The organism is Methylocella sp., from assembly GCA_037200525.1.
Classification (GTDB): domain Bacteria; phylum Pseudomonadota; class Alphaproteobacteria; order Rhizobiales; family Beijerinckiaceae; genus Methylocapsa.
Window position 1 is genome coordinate 4,725,760 of record JBBCGG010000001.1, and the last position, 19,870, is coordinate 4,745,629.

Consider the following 19,870-nt stretch of genomic DNA (forward strand, 5'->3'; position numbering starts at 1 on the left):
CATTCACTTGCTCTTGACCAGGATTGGTCGCGGCGACTCCTGCGTTTCTGCATTTCTGGCGCCGAACAGATTTCTCACTTCGTCGAGCCGCCGCGCAGCTTCAGGATCGAGCTTTCCTTTTGCAGCGGCGACTTCAGTGATCGCGTCGATCACTTTCTTGCATCGTCCCGGATCATCCGGCAGCATCGCTGGAATAGCCGACATGGCGCGAGACTCATCCGCCCGCAGCAGCGCAGCCTCCTGGCGCAGGATTGACTTGAGTTGCGAAAGTGACACGCGCGGATTCTCGGGAGCATTGTTGCGGATGACTTCCAGCGCGTTGAACTGGCGTTCGTCGGCGCCTCCTCCTCGCATCACGTAAAGAAGCGCACGAAGGCCAGCCTCCAGGAATCCGCCTCGCTCCATGCCCGCTTCGGGGTCGGCGCGCATTTCGGCGTGAGCGAGATCATGCTCCGTCGGACGGTCCGCGTCGAAGTGATCGGACTTGAGGCCAACGGCCACCTGAAGCAACGGCGATCCATACGTGCTGAGGAACATTGCTTCGGTCATCGTTTCGCGCATTTTGGCGAAGCTCTCGAGATTCGTGACGATCCATGACGAGGTCATCTTCTCGAAGGCGGCAAGCGGATTGTCGTCGCCGACCGGATGCCGGTCGGAGCGCACCTTTGCCGCAAGCTGGGCGATCGGCGGCATGAGTGGGTTCCGATCGGAGAAGGCGCGGAATCGGACGCGGTTCGGATGCATCTCCCGCATGAATTCGGCAGAGGCGGGCGTCGTCATCGCCTTGACGACGGGACTGAGCAAGGTGCGGTAAAGCCCCTGATTGATTTCCGAGACTCGCGCGACGGTTTCGAACCGGCGCTGATCGGCCGCGTCGTTGTGCCCGAGGGCGCGAATATCGTCGAGTGTACGGGACTCGAGTTTGGCCACGTATCTGCCGGTGATCAGTTCCGGATGCGCAATAGACTCATCTAGATCCGTGAGAAGAACTTCGTAAAGACCGGGCGGCATCGCGTCGATCAGATTCATGTTGAGAGCAAATTCCTCGTGCTCCTTACTGGCCACCTTGCCGGAGACAAAAATGCCGAGATGCCCGATGCTTTGGTGCAGCGAATAGATGATCGTCTGACCGTTCGCGATGATCTCGTCGACGCTGTCATACAGGTCGAGGATCCAATCGAGCGCCTGTTGTGGCGGTGTAATGTCATCGCCGAACGAACAGAAGACGATGATCGGTGACCGAATTTCGCGAAGGTCTATACGTCGGCCATCGCTGTTTCGGATCTTGCCTGCGGTGAGCCTGTTGCCGACGAACAATTCCTCGACAATGAACTGTATCTCCGCGGCATTCAGGAGAACGGGAGCGCCCCACCATTTCTCGAAGTCAAGAAACCGTTCGGCTTCGGTATCGACCTTGGCGTAGACGTTATAGGGCTTCTTCCATAACGTATTTGCGGGGTTGTTCGACTCGAAATTTGCAACCAGCGCTGCGCCGTCAAAAATTCCTTTGCCGATGTCGCCAGCAAGCGATGTCAGCCAAGCGCCGCCGAGCATACCGCCAAGGTAGCGCATCGGGTTTCTGCCGCGTACGCCTGCCCAATAGGAGAGGGGCGCGCCAGCGAGCACGATTGGTCCAGGCAAGTCCGGGGACATGGCCGCCATCATCATGACCTGCCAGCCTGCCTGGCAATTGCCCATCAGCGCGGGCTTGCCGTCTGCCTCCGCATGCCGCTCGCTCACGACGCGGACGAAATGCGCCTCCATGCGGCAAACATCCTCAATAGTCTGACCTGGCATTGGTTCCGGCAGGAATCCGACGAAATAGCAGGGATGGCCTGCCCGGAGCGCGACGCCGATCTCGCTGTCATGCTTCATGCCGCCGATGCCCGGCCCGTGTCCGGCGCGTGGATCAAAAACGATGAAGGGGCGCTTGTGCGCATCGATTTGGACGCTCGCCGGCGGGATGATTCGCGCCAGAACGTAATTCACCGGCCGCGGCAGCGTGCGCCCATCGATGATGATCTCAGGCTCAAAGCTAAGAACATGCGGCGCGGTCCGCTTGCTCTGCTCTTGATAGTTATTGCCGCGCTGGCGCATGACGTCGAGGAACAGAATCGAGCGCTCTAAGGCATCACGCCAGTAGTCGAAAACGAAATTGCCAGCGAGTGAGGGTTGCGACATCGAAAGTCCCCCGTGCAGCGACGAATGCATTGATCGGGCGATGTAGAGCCATGGCGTCTGTTTCGACCGATGCCTTGGTGTATCGGAGTACCACGGAGGCATCTACCGTGGGGCGTTTACCGTGGGGCGTTTACCGTGGAACATATGTCTGCCGTTGGCGCAGGCGTTAAGCTAACTGCCCTGCTACTAACTCGGGCCGAATTTAAAACGGCTTCATGGTAGCGTAGAAGCCCCGCCGTGTGAATCAGTGCGCCACGCCAATATTACACAATCCGTCAAGCGCCGCCGCGATACGAGCCGCAAGGCGTGCCCCCCAACACCCTCGAGCGCTGGGGAAAGCGCGAGGTTTAGCTTCGCTGTTTAGAGCCACGAAAACCGGATGTCGGCGACCGCCAATTTGACGCCAGCTTCAATTTCGACGACTTCTACCACCGCAGCGGCGGTACTAGTAGACGTGGCCGGTTCGCCGATAATGACGGTGCATTTGGCGGCCTGTACGTCGCGCCGCACGTCGCTGCATCCCATACGTCTGGGCCTCAGCATCTGACACTGTTAGGACTATTGGCAGAATAGAGAGGATGAGTGCGGCTGGTCCAAAAAGGGAAAGCGCCCTTCGGCGGGACACCATTTCTGAGTCGATTTTTTCGCTCATAATCTTTCCTCCCTCTAAAATGGTCCTCTTACGTGACCGGCGACCCTAAACTTAGGTCTCTCATGTTAGTTTCTATTACATAAGGCACTCGCTAGCAACCACATTGTCGCTCGATCGAGCGAGCGATCAAGCACGGGCCTATGATTCATCGAAGCGTGGCTTCCGCTCAGTGCTCGATTAGCGAGACTGGCAGGCCAGACACTGAATCTACGAGTCGCACGAGCGAAACCCAGAGACTACAGGCTTAATCGGCAGCGGCGGATAAAGCCACATCATTGCGGCATGGCTGAAACCACCTAAATCCTAGAGTTTTAAGTAAATTTGTGCTAGACGTTGCTTGTTAAGCAATCAAGGGCCGCGCCAAGCGGCTGCCGTAGCGACGAACGCTGCACAAGCAAAGGCTGATAGGTCAGCGAATAAGAATCACAGCTGATCTCTATGACGTCGGCGGCAGATCAAGAGGGGAAACGCCATGTGGTGTAGGATCGCCATTTCCATTGCTGCAGTTGTATTCCTTGCCATAGCCTCTATCTCGACCGACGCCTTGGCGTATCGCGGTGGATATCGTGGAGGCGGCTATCATGGAGGCATCCATCGTGGAGGCATCCATCGTGGAGGTGTCTATCGTGGAGGTGTCTATCGCGGAGGCGTCTATCGCGGAGGCGTCTATCGCGGAGGGGCCTATTATGGAGGCGTCTATCGTGGAGGCTATGTGCGTCGTGGCGTTTACGGGCGGGCTCTATGCGGATATGCGCCCTACCCGCCCTGCTACTAAGGGGTGGGCGCGCATCTTGTCGCCGCCGGAGCGGTCGGGCTGACGCCGGCGCGGGCAATAGGAGTTGGCTCGCATCGGCGCAATGCTGCCGCTAGCCTCGGTCAGCCGCTCGGGCTTTCTGAGGGACAGCAAGCGCGACCATCAAGCTCAGGACGCCGGCGATGCGGTTCGGTAAAATGAGAAGCGCAGACGAATCCGATTCACGTCGCCAGCTATGGCGAAGTTCAATTCGCACCGCCGTGTCCGCAATGCGATTTTCCCGCGCGAACTTCGGCCATCGAACTGCCGTGCCATATTCGCAATGTTGTAATGCGATCGCGCTTGGCCTCCCGAATGCGCGCTTTTTTCTCCTTGACCCGAGCGCAATTTCCGCTGAACAGCAGCAAGCGCTCGTTCGCGAGGCCGAAAGCCTTGGCGTTAGCCAGGGCGGCGTTCTGCCAAACGCGCATTACCTGTCGCTTTCGGGGGGCGGAGACAAGGGCGCCTTTGGCGCCGGGCTACTCGTCGGCTGGACCGCGCATGGGGACCGCCCGAAATTCAAGCTCGTCACCGGAGTGAGCACTGGGGCCCTGACTGCGCCGTTCGCTTTCCTCGGCTCCGAATATGATGCGGCGCTCACCGACGTTTATACGAACATCGCCCCTTCGAATATCTTCAAGAAGAGGTTCGTGCCGCTGGCCGCGCTTATTCAGGACGCGATGGCCGACACAGCTCCGTTATTTGGAACAATTTCACGCCATGTAACGGACGAGATGCTCGCGAAGGTCGCCGAGGAATACGAAAAAGGACGACTGCTGCTGATCCAGACCACAGATCTTGACGCTGGCGTACCGGTCGTGTGGAACATCGGAGCGATCGCGGCAAGTGATCATCCTGGCGCAGCCGATCTCATACGCCGGATCTTGCTTGCGTCCGCGTCTATACCAGGTGCGTTCCCGCCGGTGTTGTTTGACGTCAGCGCCGACGGCAAGTCCTGTCAGGAAATGCATGTCGACGGCGGCGCCGTCAGCCAAGCTTTTCTGATTCCGCCCAATTTGGATGTGCGCATAGCTCAAGAAAAGACCGGGCTTCGCAGAAAGGCCTACGACGCTTATATCATTCGTAATTCCCGCTTGGCGACCGATTGGAGCGATGTGCAGAGGGCCACGCTTCCGATTGCCGGGAAAGCCGTCTCGATAATGATCAACTACGTAGGCTTGGGCGATTTGTATCGCATTTATTTGGAGTTGCAGCGAGCTGGCGCGGGCTTCAACGTCGCCTATATCGGCGACGACTTCCAGGCGGAACACAAGGTGCAATTCGAACAGGGATACATGCGCGCTTTGTATCGATTCGGCTATGAGAAGGCAGCGAAGGGTTACCCGTGGGAGCATGCGCCGCCGGGATTTCAAGCCGAGGATCGAGGGCGCGGCCGAGATAACAGGACTTAGACGAATGGCCTGCGCTCATGCCACTGCTGATCGGTTTTTCTAACCCGAACTCGCAAACCGTGTCGTCATGCATCGCCCTCGCAGTCACTGAAGAACGAATTAGGTCTTCAACGCGCGCGCTTCGAGCTCGCGCAGAGGCGAGACAGCGATCACTGAGGAGCCAGCCGGCTTCGATATATGGAACATGGTAACGGCGATGCGCCATCCGACTGAGATTGAGGTCGATTCCGCGCCATCCCTCGCTCGCCCTGGGCTGAAGACGCCACGAGCCGCCGCTGTCGCTGGGATCGTTTTCTCAATGCTCCTGATTTGCAGCTTCTGGGTGCTTTGGCGCGCAGTGCTCGTCGACCCGCCCGAAGCTGGCTCCTGGCTCGGAACTCACTCGAGAAGAGTGTCGCTTGCTTTGAATCTCATTCCCTTTGCGGGCGTGGCTTTCTTTTGGTTCCTTGGCGTTCTGAGAGATCGCCTCGGGCAGAAGGAAGACCAGTTTTTTGCAACTGTTTTCCTCGGCAGCGGCCTCATGTTTCTTGGGATGCTGTTTGTCGCCGCTGCGGCAATGGGTGGAATCGTCCTGGCCCAATCCGCCACATCTGCCGGGCTTCGGGGCACCGCTACCTATGCCTTCGCCCGTTCATTCACATATAACATCATGCAAATCTACGCACTCAAGATGGCCGCGGTCTTTATGATCACCACCTCGACACTGGCGATAAAGACCAACCTCACTGTCGGCTGGATCGCGTTCCTGGGATACGCTTCGGCAGCGTTCCTCCTTGCTGGCGGCGGTTATCTTGGCTCGGCTTTATTCATTTTTCCAGCGTGGGTGCTTCTAGTCAGTGTCTATATTTTGATCGACAATCTGAGAAATTCGCCGGGGACAAAGAAGGGGGAACTTGAGGGTTAATACGCTGTATCGACGGCTGGCCGCTTATGGATGCCTAATCTCGATCCATCCATTCAGCTCCCATATATTGACGCCTTGGCCGAAGCTCGGCGATTGCGAGCGCCGCACCAGATGCTCGACCGCGGCGACGCATCCCAAGGTAAGTTATTTACCCGCCGATGTTGTCGTAGACCGTTCATCAGGGCGGAGGTGACCCGTTTCGATGGACGGTTTCTGTTTTGGGCGGATTGGTGCGGTTCTCTGGATTTCCCGTCGTATTCGATCGGCAAGCGATCCGGTGGCAGAGATCACCGTCACGCCCGCCAATTTTAATAACGGCGAGGATGACCCTGACGCTTTGCCCGACAATCCCGGTGAAGTGTTCGCCGACCGCGCCTATCGCAGTAGCCATTTTGGTGATGTGGTGTGCGCTAAAGGCCGTAGGCCGCCCATCATGACGACCGGCATGTGGGCCGTGACGAAGCTGAAACGCTCGCCGCCTTGATGCGTGGACCAGCCGCTCCCCGGGGTGCGAGGCAGGATCGAGAAAATCTTCGGAACCTGAAAGCGAAGCTACAGTCTACGCCAAAAGCGATGGAGAGACTGGCCAAGGCCGCTGTCCAAGTTCGTCTGACCGCCATTCGCCTGCAATCTCAAGCGTACACCGAAGATCACCGGCAGGTTGCCTGACGGTCAAGCCCCGCATGCGCGCGTGCTCCGACGCCGATGTGCGCCGATTTCAACGAACGCATCCTTCGATTCCGTTGCCCACAGGTCACACTGAATCGAATTGCACCCTCCAAAGCCCGTTTTGCGCCGAGAACGTTTTATTGGGCATCTGAAACGGGGTAATTTGCCAGGGCTTCCAACCCCTGAAAGGAGAAGGCATTATGTTTAATCGTATTCTCATGGCTTCGGTTGGCGCTGTCGCGCTCGCCGGATCGGCCTTCGCGGCCGATCTTCCATCCCGCGCTCCGCCGCCGGTCTATCTGCCGCCAGTGCCGATCTTCACCTGGACTGGCTTCTATATCGGTGCTCAGGTCGGTTATGCTTGGGGTACCTCAAACGGTAACATCGGCGATAATTTTGGTGACTTTTCTTCCTTAAGCGTCAGCAATAGCGGCGTCATCGGCGGCGGTCATGTCGGCTATAATCTGCAGCTGAACCAATTCGTCGTCGGCCTTGAAGGCAGCGTCGACGGCTCCAGCCTGAGCAAGACTTTCTCTGGATTCGTTTCAGAGAATGGCATATTCCCAGGCTTCGCCCCGCCCGTTACTGTCCATTCCAGCGTCGACGTTATGGGCTCGGTCCGTGGCCGCCTCGGCTACGCTTGGGATCGCGTCCTGATATATGCAACGGGCGGCGTCGCTTTCGCTGGCGTAAACAGCAGCATTTCGACGCCGTTTGGGTTCGACAGCGCATCGTCGACGCGGGTTGGCTGGACCGTCGGCGGCGGCCTTGAATACGCCATCACCAACAATTGGTCGATCCGGGCGGAATATCGCTATTCCGATTTCGGCCATACCACCGTATTTGCCAGCAATTCCTTCAACTTTCCTCTGTTGGCTTCGGTCGGCGCATTTGCTAACCGCCACACTACGGAAAACCAGGTGCAGGCCGGCGTCAGCTACAAGTTCGACACGTTCGCTCCGCCCGCTCCGATTGTCGCTAAGTACTGAGGCATAGCCTCTCGGCTTCTTACCTTCAGGACGAAGCCAATGAAAACTCGGCCAAACTGGCCGCGTTTTCTGTTTTCGGCGCAGGACGAGCTCGGCCCAGATTTGTCGGAAAAGATTGCTCGCTAGTGGATCGCGCCTAACATTTGAGTCCCGGATAGGATTCCCGTTTCCGCTTCGGTGTGCGAGTCTGCGCGATGCGCGCAGGAAAAACTCTCACCGTCTCGCTTGACGACATTTGTCGGCTCGAGGCCCTCGTTAAGGACAGGAACGTGGCCCAGAAGCACGTTTGGCGAGCCCAGATCGTGCTGTTGACCGTCGATGGCATCGGCACGAACGAGATCATGCGGCGCACCAACAAGTCCAAGACCTGCGTTTGGCGCTGGCAAGAACTTTTTTTGGAGGACGGGTTCGGCGGTCTGCCTCGCGATAAGACCCGCCCCTCGCGCATCAAGCCATTGGGCGCCGAGGCGGCTGAGCGCGTCGTCGCGCTCACGCTCGGCGAACCGCCGGGAGAGACAACCCATTGGACCGGGGCTTTGATGGCGAAGGCGTCGGGGCTCAGTGCGAGTTCCGTGCGCCGGATTTGGCGCGCTCACGGCCTCCAACCGCGCCGGGTTCGCCGGTTCAAGCTTTTCCAACGACCCGCGCTTTGTCGGCAAATTGCGCGACATCGTCGGGCTCTATGTCGATCCTCCCGCCCACGCCGTCGTCTTGTCGGTCGACGAAAAGAGCCAGATTCAGGCGTTGGACCGCACGCAGCCGGGACTGCCGCTGAAGAAGGGTCGCGCCGGAACCATGACGCACGATTATAAGCGGCATGGCACGACGATGCTGTTCGTCGCGATGAACATCCTCGACGGCGCGGTGATCGGTCGCAATATGCAGCGCCACCGCCACCAGGAATTCATCCGTTTTCTCAATGTCATCGAAAAGCAGGTCCCCGTCGGAAAGACGATCCACGCCATCGTCGACAACTACGCCACCCACAAGCATCCCAATGCTCGCCGATGGCTCGATGGTCATCCGCGATGGACGTTCCATTTCACGCCGACGTCGGCCTCTTGGCTCAACGCGGTCGAGGGCTTTTTCGCAACTCTCACCAAACGAAGGCTCAAACGCGGCGTCTTTTGCTCCGTCGTCGACCTACAAACCGCGATCAACCTATTCCTCGAAGAGCACAATCAGCAATCCAAGCCCTTCACATGGACTGCGGACCCCGAAAAAATCGTCGCCGCCGCTGTCAGGCGTGGGCACCAAGTGTTGGACTCGATACTCTAGGTCATCGACTCATTAAAGCGCAACCAGATGCGGATTGAGGCGAGCTTGACCCCGGCGAGGAAATTATCGGCTCGCTTGTCATAGCGCGTGGCGACGGCGCGATAGTGCTTGATCTTGTTGAAGAAGCGCTCGACGAGATTTCTGTAGCGATAAAGATAGGAACTGAACGGCGGGACGTTCCTGCGGTTCGGCATCGGCTTGATGTTGGCCCATGCGCCGCGAGCGTCGAGGCTCTGGCGCAGCGCGTCGCTGTCATAGGCGCGGTCGGCCAGAAGGATCTGCCCCTGGACAAGCGCGTCCAGCATGTCGGAGGCGCTGCGTCCGTCATGCGCCTGGCCTTCGGTCAGCTTCAGGTCGATCGGCAAGCCTTCGGCGTCGACAAGCGCGTGGATCTTTGTCGTCAGGCCGCCGCGCGAGCGACCCATGCAACGGGATCCGTCGTCTTTTTTTGGGCGTTGGCGGCGTGCTGATGGACGCGGATGGAGGACGAGTCGATCATCTGGATGTCGCCGTCGTAAGCCTTTGACACTGTTTTGAGAATGCGATCCCAGACGCCGGCCTTGCGCCACCGGTTGAAACGATTGACGCAGGTCGTGTGCGGACCATAGCGCTCCGGAATATCCGCCCAGGGCGCGCCAGTCCGCAAGCGCCAGAATATCCCGTTCAGCACACGCCTGTCGTCAACGCGCGGAACGCCCCGCGGCTTGTTTGGCAGAAGCGGCTCGATCACCGACCATTCGAAATCCGTCAGATCAAACCGCGCCATCTCAACCTCCATGATCGGAAGATTGAATCACGCAACGGCCGATTCGGGAATCCTGATAATGGGTCTAGGACCTAGGCGACGGCGGGAACGCGCCGATACCGTTGAAAAAGTCGCCGGTTGATGGGGCGGCAAGGCCGTGATTCACTGCTTCTGGCGATTTGGCGGGGGATGCGGAGATGATGGGCGTTCAAGCGACGTCAGCCCGGTTATTCTATGATTTCTGCCTTGACGATCATGTCCCTTCTGATCACATGCTGCGAGGCATCGACCGGCATCTCGACCTGGATGACGTCCGTCAGGCGCTGAAGCCGTTCTACAGCAGCACCGGTCGACCCTCGATCGATCCGGAGCTGATGATCCGCATGTTGATCGTCGGCTATTGCATGGGCATACGGTCGGAGCGCCGCTTGTGCGAGGAGGTTCATCTCAATCTCGCCTATCGCTGGTTTTGTCGGCTCGGTCTGGATGGCAAGATCCCAGACCATTCGACCTTTTCCAAGAACCGGCACGGGCGCTTTCGCGAGAGCAACGTCCTGCGCCATCTGTTCGAAACCGTCGTCGAGCGCTGCATGGCCGAGGGGCTCGTCGGAGCCGATGGGTTCGCCGTCGACGCCAGCCTGATTGGCGCGGACGCCAATAAGCAGCGATCGGTCCCGAGCGACGAATGGAAGCCGGACGAGGTCAAGGACAATGCCTGTCGAGCCGCACGCGAGTACCTCGCGACGCTAGACGATGCCGCTTTCGGCGCGGCGTCCTCTGTAACGCCGAAGTTCATTTCGCGGTCCGATCCGGCGGCCCAGTGGACGGGGGCGCACAAGGGCCATGCCTTCTTTGCTTATGCCGCCAATTATCTGATCGATACCGACCATGGGGTGATTGTCGACGTCGAAGCCACGCGCGCCATTCGCCAGGCCGAGGTCGGCGCGGCTCGCACCATGCTCGAGCGGACGGAGGATCGCTTCGGCCTGAAGCCGGATTATCTCACCGCCGACAGCGCCTACGGTTCGGCCGAGAGCCTGGCTTGGCTCGTCAAACAGAAGAAGATCGCGCCGCACATTCCCGTCTTCGATAAGTCCACCCGGACGGACGGCACGTTTTCGCGCGCCGACTTCACTTTCGATGCCGAAGGGGACCGATATACCTGTCCGGCTGGCAAAGAGCTGGTCCAGTTCCGGCGCACCTACGCTGCCCCACGGACCGGCATCACCGCCGAAGGCACACGCCTCTAATCGCGCCAGCAAGAAGGATTGTGACGTTTGTGAACTCAAGGCGCGTTGCTGCCCGAATGCGGTCGCCCGCAAGATTCCGCGTGATCTGCACGAAGATGCCCGCGACGTCGCCCGGGCTCTCGCCTCGACGCCGGAACACGTGGGCGCTTGTCGCCGCCGGAAAAAGGTCGAGATGCTGTTTGCCCATCTCAAGCGCATCCTTCGGCTCGGGCGCTTGCGGCTGCGGGGGCCATGCGGCGCCAAGGACGAACTCCTCCTCGCGGCGACCGCGCAGAATTTGCGACGGCTCGCGAGATTGAGACCAGCGAGTGCGCCAATGGGAGTAATGGGAGTAACGGCGGCATAGCCCGGGCCAAGCCGGCGGCCGCGCCGCCAGATAGCCGTCCCACTCAGTGCATCAAAAACGCGACTGACGGGATCCGCATCGCCGAACCGCCGAGTTTTTCAACGAAATCCGCCATTCGCAGACGTTCCGTTTCTCGCCTAGACATTATGTAGAGGCGTGAATGGTTTCATCAAATTCGCGAACAAGGCGCGGTGACGGTGTGTTCCGCGTATTGTCCCTATAATAGGCGCCGCTTCCGATTTGGGGACCCCCAATTCTCCATGGCTGGGAAAACTTCTTCACGTCGGCCGCCTCGGCGGGCGCGACTCTGATCGGGTTGCTGTTCGTCTCCATCACGGTAGGCTCGGGCTCGTCTACGCCGCAGGGAATAAAGGGTACCCGCGCTTTCTTGACGCCGACGCTCACTCTTTTCGGCGCTGTGCTATTCCAGAGCTTGGTCGCGCTGGCGCCGTGGCCGTCCGCGTGGCCGGTCGGGATCATTCTGGGCCTGTGCGGGCTAGCCGGCTTCGTCAATCAAGTATACGTCATTTTCAAGCAGGTCGAGGTCGACATGGCCTTGCTTGATTGGCTCGATTGGGCTTTGTTTTCGGCCGTTCCGGCGCTCGGCTATGCGAGCCTGATCGCTGGCGGGGCCGGATTGATAGCCGAGAAATCTTTCGCGCCCTACGCCATCGCGGGCGCAGTCACGCTCTTGCTGTTCGCCGGACTCTTCAGCGCATAGGACCTCACGTTGTGGATCGCCAGGAAGCAGGACAAAACCTAGCGATGCGGATGCCCTCTGCGAATTTGCTCTGATTGCGGCTCGTAGGAATGACCGCTCGGTGTAAGTTAATGCCGTTGTTTGGCTGGCCCAGCCGGGTACCAAGTGTTAGATTCTGACCACTAGAAGCATTTTCCGCTCAGACGGCATCATATCCAGCGGCGGTGAAATAATTTTGGCATTCGGTCGGCGTGAAGGCGTCGATGGCGAGACGGATGGCCTCCGACAAATCCGCGATCGTGCGCGCGGCTGCGGCGCACAGCAGCAACTTTGAACTTGGAGAAGGCCATCTCGATTGGGTTGAAGTCGGGCGAGTACGCGGGCAAATACATTGGTGCGGCGCCGGCCGCTTCGATGGCTTGCCGCACGCCCTTCACCTTATGCGCCGGCAGATTGATGGGGTGGATGCCCCTTCGACGGCATCTTGTGCCAGAGTGGGTGTGTCAGGGCACTCGATAAGGAAGCGTCCATGGAAAATGTTAGCACGGTTGGACTTGATCTCGCGAAGAACGTCTTCGAGGCTCATGGAGCCGACAGGGAGGGCGCGGTGGTCTTTCGCAAAAAGCTGCGGCGTGCGCAGGTCTTATCATTCTTGGCGACCCTCCCATCTTGCACCGTAGCTATGGAAGCCTGCGCCGGCAGTCATTACTGGCCGTGAGATCGGCAAGCTCGGCCACTCTGTCAAATTGATCGCACCCGGATATGTGAAAGCGTTCGTGAGGCGGCAGAAGAATGACGTGTCCGATGCTGAAGCGATCTCCGAAGCTGCGCAACGCCCGACCATGAGGTTTGTCGCCCTCAAGAGCGAAGAGGCGCAAGCTGCGGCAATCGTATTTCGTACGCGTGATCTGCTTGTCCGCCAGCGGACGCAAACAATCAATGCATTGCGTGGCCATCTGACCGAGTTCGGCATGATTATCGCCAAGGGACCACAGCATGTCTCCAGGCTCGTAGCGATAGTGGAGGACCCCACGTCCGATCTGCCGCGGGCCGCACGCTTGATTCTTGACCTTTTGGTTGAGCAACTGCGTTCTCTTTTATGAGCCTGTCGCGAAACTCGACCGAGAGATCGTCCGTCGGGCGAGGAAGGATGAGGTCGCGCGCCGATTGATGACGATCCCAGGTATCGGCGTTTTGACGGCGACAGCTTTGACCGCTCTTGCGCCTCCGCCTGCAACCTTCAGGCACGGACGTGATTTCGCGGTGTGGCTCGGCTTGACGCCTCTCCAACGATCCACCGGCGGTAGGGAACGCCTCGGTCGGACGTCGCGGATGGGCGAGTGGACGCTGCGACGTTTGCTGATCATCGGGGCAAGCATGTCGCCTCCTGGACTGTTCGCGAAGGGGCGCCAACCGGATCGTGGCTTGATCGAATGCTCTACCGCAAGCCGTCGATGCTGGTGCGAGTGCGCTTGCCAACAAGAGCGCACGGCGTGGGCTCTGCTTGCGAAAGGTGGAATATATCGAGCTCCGGTGACGGCCGTGTAAGCGGACGGGATCGCGAGGTTGTCGCCGGCGTAAGAAGGTTCAACGGAGGGTATAACGCAACAGTCGACGAGGCGGGGTCGGAAAAACCAGTTCATGGACGAGCGTCACGAGCGCGCCAGATTGTAATGGATCCGATCCGCGAACTCCCATACGGGCCGGCGGCATGTCATGGCCGCATCAAAGGCCGGATACATGTCAGCACTCGACCACGCGCCGCACCAGTCTGAAGATTCCTCTTGCGCCAACGCGGGCGTCCATACATATCCATGATGACGATGGCGCCGGGTTTGAGAGAGCTGGCTCGGTTTGTTTGAACGGGCTTTTGGTTTGATAAGTGGAATGCCTGCTGGGTTCAGGCTGCCGCGAATTGTGGCATAGGCCTGATCTGGCGTTCGCCGGTCAAGGCTTGAATGGGGTCTGCAGGAATTGTAGAAGCGCAGATAGTAGCCGATCGAGGCGCGGGCCTCCGCGACTGTCTTGTAAGCTTTGAGATAAACTTCCTCGTATTTGACGGATCGCCAGAGCCTTTCGACGAAGACATCGTCGCGCCAGGAGCCCTTGCCGTCCATGCTGATGGCGACGCCGGCTTTGAGGAGAACGTCCGTGAAGGCTGCGCTGGTGAATTGCGATCCTTGATCCGTGTTGAAAAGCTCCGGCCGGCCGTGTTTCGCCAAAGCCTCCTCCAGCGCCTCGATGCAGAAGTCCGCTTCCATCGTAATCGACACCCGGTGGCTGAGAACCCGGCGGCTGCACCAATCGACTACTGCGGCCAGATAGACGAAGCCGCGCGCCATCGGGATGTAGGTTATGTCCATAGCCCAGACGTGATCGGGCCGCGCCACCCGCATCTTGCGCAGCAGATAAGGATAGATCTTGTGTCCTGACGCCGGCTTGCTCGTGTTCGGCTTGCGATAGATCGCTTCGATCCGCATGCGCTTCATCAATGTAGCGACATGAAGGCGGCCGACCTCAATGCCTTCGGCAGTCAAAAGGTCACGCAGCATCCGGCTTCCCGCGAACGGAAAATCGAGATGTAATTCGTCTATGCGGCGCATGATGGCGAGATCGGCCGCGGACGTCGGCCGAGGCAGATAATAGACGCTGCCCCGGCTGATGTTCAGCGCCTTCGCCTGCCTGGCGATCGGCAGCGCGTGAGAACGGTCGATCATCGCTTTGCGCTCAGCATGCCGGCCTTGCTGAGCGCGCCTTCCAAAAAATCATTCTCCAGCGTCAGCTCGCCGAGCTTGGCGTGAAGGGATTTCAAATCAACGGTTGGCGCCACAGCTTCGGAACGAGCCTCAGCCCCGAATACTCCGGCCGCCCCCTCGAGGAGCTGCGCTTTCCACTGGGTAATTTGGTTAGGATGCACATCGAATTGCTGCGCCAGTTCAGCCAAGGTCTTCTCGCCCTTGATCGCGGCCAAGGCCACCTTCGCCTTGAAGGCCGGAGCATGGTTCCGGCGGGGTCGTTTGCTCATCGTCTCTCCTGCACTGCGGCTATTTTGGCCGCTGTCAGGCAGAAACTCCACTTATCCCGCTGTCCAGACTTGTCAGGCCAGCTCTGTTCGAGAGCCGGAACCTTCTCGACATAGGTCTCGAAAGCATCGCGGTTGATCGGCCCGTCAAGCACCCACGGCGCGATCATTCCGCCGGTGGTGAGGCCAGCGACGAAGGTGGTGGTTTTCCAATGTCCGTGGGGAACGCCGACGCGCAGGCGCTCGCCGCATCGGCGCTATGTTGGACGACGCCTAGGTCTCATCGATGAAGACAAGGCGTTCCGGGTCGAGATCGAATTGGCCGTCAAACCAGGCCTGAGTGCGCTTTAGAACGTCGAGGCGATCCTGCTCGCTGGCGTGCGCGGTCTTTTTTTGTGCGCGATCGCATGACAAGCGAAGAAGCGACGGATCGTTCCATATCCGACGAGGAGCTCGTGTCGCCAGCGTCCGGCAGACAGTTTGAATCACCTCAAGCCCGATTTGGGAATCTCTCGCGATTCATTCAGTTCGGCTAACGCTCTGGTCAAGGGACGAGTGAGGGTGTCCGCGATCCGCTGATCAGCGTGTAAGAGATAAAACCAGAAATAACGCTAAATAATTGGTTTCGTTGGCGCTCCATAAGAGATTTGGACCTATTTTCGCCATGAGGGGGCGAGTGCTTCGGCCTCCCGGACATTGAGACAAATGCATTAAGCAGCTCGGATGTAGCTGCGTCCGATCAGAGGGTCGGATACGCTGGCGTGGACCCGCCAGGAATGAGGTTGTTCGACGAAGCGCATCACGATGAAAGGGCACCTTGCACTTGCATCATTCAATAGGTTCGATCTGCCGCTATTCCTGTCGCAATATCTTCCCGAGCTGTTGTGCGGCTTCAAACGAAGTAGCGCGTATGTAGGCCGCCTCGGTCATCCGGCGATCCCGGTGTTGAAGCAGTGCGGGCGCGAGATGCGGCATGTTTCCCGCCTTCCACGCAGCGGTCGTGGCGGCGGCGTATCGAAATCCATGCGGCGAGATGGCGACGCCGATCGCCGCCTCTGTTGTCGACGTCAGAGCATGATGAATGCTAGAATAGGACATTGGGTCGCCGTATCGTGAAATCCAAAGCGGGCCGGAGAGGTTGACGAGTTTCAAACCGTCGTCATGAGCCGGCCCGCCATTCCTATCAGACGAGGCGGTCGTTTTATTCTGAGGCGCGGCCTCCGGGGCTGAGTTGGCGGCAAGGTTGCTGTCCCGCATCGAAACCGGGGGGTGGCGCTCTTGCACATTGCGGCAGGCGAGGAGAAAAGGCCTTGCCTCCAGCAGATATCGCTCGAGAGCCGCGGTGAAAAACCCCGGCAGCATGCGCATATCGGGCCGACCGCTCTTGGTTTCACTGCCTGGTAGGTCGATCCACCAGCAGGAATCAGAAAAATGAAATGATCGGCCGAGCGTCAGTCCGCCGAGATTCTTGACCCGAATCGGACAGGACGCCAGCAGAGCTATCATTAGGCCATTGCGAATATTGCGCGCCGTCGCCAAATCCATCGGCTGGTCGCATGGGCTATATTCCTCAACAAGCGTCAGCCCGGCGGTCAAGAGTTCTGAAGCGTCAACGACAGGGGGTCGCTTGACGGGGCCATCTTCGGCTTTGAGATCATCGGCGACGTTGGACAGCCATTTGAAGTTAGACGACGGCGCCAAATGACCCGCGATCTGTTTGAGTTTGTGGATCGTCATAAACAGCGTCGTCGCTGACCATTCGTCGCGCATGCGATCAACAAACGGGCCGATGTGCTCCGGCGTTATGAGAGATGCGCAAGACGCCGCGGCGTCGAACCGATGGATTTCCTTGAGGAATGTCAGAAAATATCCATAGCGCCGCTGGATATCGTCACGCGTGATGGGAGCCAGGCGCGATGCAGATCCGCCTCGCCGTAACCTGACCGCGGGGTGGCAGGCTGTGTCCCACGCCTCTTGGTCGGATTTCGGCCATTCGCCGATTGGAAGAGATTTCAGCATCACTGATGCATCGCAGCGCGAGACTGGCGCTCAATGTCGGCGCGGAGGATCTCGCCATAGTGACGATTGGCCGCCAGCGTTTCCAGGCCGATGTAAAATTCTTGCGTCGTCTTGATGTTTTTGTGCCCGAGCACGCGGCGCACAAATTCGTAGTTGCCGGGGTCATTGCGCAAGATGGTGGCCGCCGTCGCGTGCCTGAATTGGTGGCAGGTGATGCGAATGCCGATGTTTTCCTCCACCGTCCGGGCGATGCGGACGCCAAAGCTGTTGACGGCGCGCATGGTGTCGCGGACGCCCGGAAACAGCTGATCGTTGTCTGTTGCATCGACGAGGTGCGGTCGAAACTCATGAATGTAGACGTCGATCAGTTTCGTCACCACGGCGTCAAACGGAAACTCCAAAGCGACCTTGTTTTTGACTTCGTCCGAGGGGATCGACAGCAGGTAGTTCCCGTGCGGTCCGTCGGGCTTGGTCAAATGGCCGCCGATGCGGATGCCGACGAGATTGCTGATGCGGACCGGCGCAAAGGTCAAGATCGCGATGCCGATCGCGACCTGAGCCGAAAGAGAGGCCCGATGCGGCGCATGAGCGAGCGTCGTCTTCGCCTCGCTCAACAGGCGCTCCGGCAAGCCGACCACCTCGCGCCAGACAGTCCCGCTTTGAATGGCGTGAACGACGCGCTTATTTTTTTGCGTCAGGCCAACCTGGCGGTGTTCCTCCAGCGCCGCCCGAAGATCGTCCAACCGGGCGAGATCGGCCTCGTTCAACGCGCCGGAATCGCGCGCGATGGAGAGCAAGCGCCAACCAAGATCGATGACGTAGGTCTTTGGATGTTCGCCGACCCAATAGTTGTCGATGACCTTTTCGACGAGGTCTGGATCGAGCAGAGCTCGGAGCGTCGTCAACGACTCGATCGGTATTCCTAATGATATGGCTCGGCGCGCAAATGCCTGGATTTCCGCAAGGCGGGTGTCAACCGTCGAGGTTTTGGACAGCCTGCGACGTGATCCGTCCGGCTTGCGGCGGATCGTTTGAAGAGAATGCAGGTATTGGTCGATCTCAGCGCGCAGCGACTCCGGAAAGGCGCTCCAGGATAGCAGCGGTTCGCCTGCAAGCGGCGCCGAAGTCAGTTTGTGCCTTGGCCATGTCGGATGATCGTCGACGCAGGCGTTCCAGGCGCGAACAACGCTTCGCTGGATCCGAGGCGAACCATCCTGCGCCAGAACCTCGGATCTGTAGCGCGTGTATCTTTCGACAAAGGGATCGTCGACGCCGAACGGCGAGACGCCGCTCCCTGAAGCAAAACGCATGAGTCCGGTCAGATAATAGCGATCCATCTCGTGTCCGACGAGCTGCCGCAGGCCGGCCCATTCCGGCGCGAGCGGCGTTCCCCTTGCGGGAATGGTTTTGTCCCCGGACAGATAGCGCAAGGCGGCCTTCAGATTTGAGACGTGGTTTTTCAGGGTCTTTTCGGACATGCCGACGCGGGCGTGATGCAGCTGCTTGATACGGTGCGCCAGCGCCTGCCAGCGGGCGGGCAGACTTTCGGGCGGCAAGCCGAGCGCCGCCGCGACCGCCCGCATCGAGCAGGACCAGTGACTGATTTTCGATTTCTCGAGATCCGACGCCTGGATCAGGCGGATCGCATCGGCGAGATTAGGCTCGGCGAGGGATGATTGGGCGGACATAAGTCGCGGCCTCATTGGTTTGAAGTTGATTGAGGTGGATGGGGATATATCTGCATGAATATTAGGACAACGTCAATGTATTATCATCGCTTGATACTGTGTGTAAGCATCCTAATGAAGTAATACCGAGGAATATATTGATGGATTTACGTTGATTTAGATGGATGTTTATTTTGATCAGAAAGCCAGAGAAAGTAGCATCACGCTTCGGTCTTTGAGCGCGTCTGCCTCTCAATAAACCGCACGAGTTCACGGGCACTGTAACGCACCGCCCGTCCGATATGGATAAAGGCGGGGCCCTCGCCCATAACTCGCCATTTGGCGAGCGTATTTGTCTTCACCTTCAAGATTGCCGCGGCTTCGAGGGGTGTGAGAAGGGTTTCGAGGTGATGCGCCAATGCTAATTTCTCCAGACAAGCGGGTCATGTAAGGCTCGGTTAAGCTCCACCATTGGCCGCCATGCTAGGCGTCATTGTCGCCATTCCCACGCCATTTGAGTAACACTCAAATGGACTTGTGTCTATTTCCATCCGTTTTGCACACAAATGGGTAAATAGGACCCTCTTGAATGTGCTGCCCATCAAGCGGCCGCGATCCGACCTCGGCGCTCCTTTATTCGGATCGGATGCCGAATACTTTGTGGCCTGCCTAGGAGCCTGTCCGAGTAACGGATTTTGCGGGTGAATAGATGCGAATCCAGCGATGGCGGGAGTGCTTCACCGATCGGTCGCATTGGCGAGCTTGAGGAGATTGTGGGCGGTGCAGATCATGGCCCATTCTGCCCGGACTTGATCCAGGCCTCGCATCAGGAACTGTCGAAAACCTCTGGCGTGCTTGATTTGTCCGAAGACCGGTTCGACCACCTGCTTGCGTAGTCGATAGCGGCTGCGGCGGCCGGCGCGCTTGAGCGTTTTGGCCATGGCGCGCATCAGCGGCATTTTCGTCAGTGGTCGCCGGCCTGCGGCGTTTCCCTCGCCGTGACGCGCACGGCCCGGCGGCAGATAGGCCCGGATGCGGCGTTGCTTGAGGGCGGCCAAGTTGGCGAGGACGCCCGTCTTCTCTTTCGACGCTTGGAGCTCGGCTCGAACTCGCGGCGTTGTCCGGGCGGAGCAGCCCAAGGTTCTAGCGATGCGAAGCATCGTTGGAAGGGCTGCCGAGGGGCTGCCATGAAGAATATCGGCCATAACGCTTCCTCCGCCTCACGGCTCAGCTTAGCGTCACG

The 19,870-nt window shown here is 58.9% G+C and carries 11 protein-coding genes and 8 pseudogenes; 9 read left to right on the forward strand and 10 right to left on the reverse strand.

Annotation, left to right across the window (positions count from 1 at the left end):
• Nucleotides 1-3: 3 nt before the first annotated feature.
• Both WDN46_23325 and WDN46_23330 read right to left on the reverse strand, forming a co-directional pair.
• A complete protein-coding gene (locus WDN46_23325; protein ID MEJ0096237.1) occupies nucleotides 4-2,181 on the reverse strand; it encodes a DUF3141 domain-containing protein in 2,178 nt (725 codons plus the stop codon).
• A 360-nt stretch (nucleotides 2,182-2,541) separates the two neighbouring features.
• The gene (locus tag WDN46_23330; protein MEJ0096238.1) at nucleotides 2,542-2,691 is read right to left on the reverse strand and encodes a hypothetical protein; all 150 of its coding nucleotides are present in this window, start codon (nucleotides 2,689-2,691) and stop codon (nucleotides 2,542-2,544) included.
• 699 nt (nucleotides 2,692-3,390) lie between these two features.
• Here WDN46_23330 and WDN46_23335 point away from each other — a divergent pair.
• The 6 genes and pseudogenes from WDN46_23335 (at nucleotide 3,391) to WDN46_23360 (ending at nucleotide 8,878) form a co-directional block, all read left to right on the forward strand.
• On the forward strand, nucleotides 3,391-3,651 hold the full coding sequence (locus WDN46_23335; protein MEJ0096239.1) for a hypothetical protein: 261 nt from the start codon (nucleotides 3,391-3,393) through the stop codon (nucleotides 3,649-3,651).
• A 205-nt stretch (nucleotides 3,652-3,856) separates the two neighbouring features.
• A complete protein-coding gene (locus WDN46_23340) occupies nucleotides 3,857-5,038 on the forward strand; it encodes a patatin-like phospholipase family protein (protein MEJ0096240.1) in 1,182 nt (393 codons plus the stop codon).
• Nucleotides 5,039-5,441: 403 nt separating this feature from the next.
• Nucleotides 5,442-5,942: a hypothetical protein gene (locus WDN46_23345; protein ID MEJ0096241.1), complete on the forward strand. Its 501-nt coding sequence runs from the start codon at nucleotides 5,442-5,444 to the stop codon at nucleotides 5,940-5,942.
• Nucleotides 5,943-6,144: 202 nt separating this feature from the next.
• Nucleotides 6,145-6,426, forward strand: coding sequence for a hypothetical protein (locus WDN46_23350; GenBank protein ID MEJ0096242.1), 282 nt, complete (start codon nucleotides 6,145-6,147; stop codon nucleotides 6,424-6,426).
• A 385-nt stretch (nucleotides 6,427-6,811) separates the two neighbouring features.
• A complete protein-coding gene (locus tag WDN46_23355; protein ID MEJ0096243.1) occupies nucleotides 6,812-7,600 on the forward strand; it encodes an outer membrane protein in 789 nt (262 codons plus the stop codon).
• Between the two features lie 194 nt (nucleotides 7,601-7,794).
• Nucleotides 7,795-8,878, forward strand: a pseudogene (locus WDN46_23360) (IS630 family transposase).
• On the opposite strand, the gene WDN46_23365 reads toward WDN46_23360, so the two are convergent.
• Both WDN46_23365 and WDN46_23370 read right to left on the reverse strand, forming a co-directional pair.
• On the reverse strand, nucleotides 8,875-9,468 hold the full coding sequence (locus WDN46_23365) for an IS5 family transposase (GenBank protein MEJ0096244.1): 594 nt from the start codon (nucleotides 9,466-9,468) through the stop codon (nucleotides 8,875-8,877). The pseudogene WDN46_23360 and the gene WDN46_23365 overlap by 4 nt on opposite strands.
• A pseudogene (locus tag WDN46_23370) lies at nucleotides 9,369-9,656 on the reverse strand (IS5 family transposase). Before WDN46_23370 ends, WDN46_23365 begins: the two are co-directional and overlap by 100 nt.
• A gap of 164 nt (nucleotides 9,657-9,820) precedes the next feature.
• Between WDN46_23370 and WDN46_23375 the strand changes: the two are divergent.
• Both WDN46_23375 and WDN46_23380 read left to right on the forward strand, forming a co-directional pair.
• Nucleotides 9,821-11,219, forward strand: a pseudogene (locus tag WDN46_23375) (IS1182 family transposase).
• A 316-nt stretch (nucleotides 11,220-11,535) separates the two neighbouring features.
• Nucleotides 11,536-11,940, forward strand: a complete 405-nt coding sequence (locus tag WDN46_23380; GenBank protein MEJ0096245.1) for a hypothetical protein — start codon at nucleotides 11,536-11,538, stop codon at nucleotides 11,938-11,940.
• Nucleotides 11,941-12,118: 178 nt separating this feature from the next.
• On the opposite strand, the pseudogene WDN46_23385 reads toward WDN46_23380, so the two are convergent.
• Nucleotides 12,119-12,374: pseudogene (locus tag WDN46_23385) on the reverse strand (transposase).
• Between the two features lie 74 nt (nucleotides 12,375-12,448).
• On the opposite strand from WDN46_23385, the pseudogene WDN46_23390 reads away from it, so the two are divergent.
• A pseudogene (locus WDN46_23390) lies at nucleotides 12,449-13,467 on the forward strand (IS110 family transposase).
• 374 nt (nucleotides 13,468-13,841) lie between these two features.
• On the opposite strand, the pseudogene WDN46_23395 reads toward WDN46_23390, so the two are convergent.
• The 5 genes and pseudogenes from WDN46_23395 to WDN46_23415 all read right to left on the reverse strand — a co-directional run bounded on the left by WDN46_23395 (nucleotide 13,842) and on the right by WDN46_23415 (nucleotide 19,691).
• A pseudogene (locus WDN46_23395) lies at nucleotides 13,842-14,944 on the reverse strand (IS3 family transposase).
• Between the two features lie 98 nt (nucleotides 14,945-15,042).
• Nucleotides 15,043-15,384 (reverse strand): annotated as a pseudogene (locus WDN46_23400) (IS630 family transposase).
• A gap of 409 nt (nucleotides 15,385-15,793) precedes the next feature.
• Nucleotides 15,794-16,960 (reverse strand): tyrosine-type recombinase/integrase, encoded by a 1,167-nt coding sequence (locus WDN46_23405; protein ID MEJ0096246.1) that lies wholly within the window; start codon nucleotides 16,958-16,960, stop codon nucleotides 15,794-15,796.
• Nucleotides 16,960-18,648, reverse strand: a complete 1,689-nt coding sequence (locus tag WDN46_23410; protein ID MEJ0096247.1) for a site-specific integrase — start codon at nucleotides 18,646-18,648, stop codon at nucleotides 16,960-16,962. Before WDN46_23410 ends, WDN46_23405 begins: the two co-directional genes overlap by 1 nt.
• A 716-nt stretch (nucleotides 18,649-19,364) precedes the next feature.
• Nucleotides 19,365-19,691 (reverse strand): annotated as a pseudogene (locus WDN46_23415) (transposase).
• Between the last annotated feature and the right edge of the window lie 179 nt (nucleotides 19,692-19,870).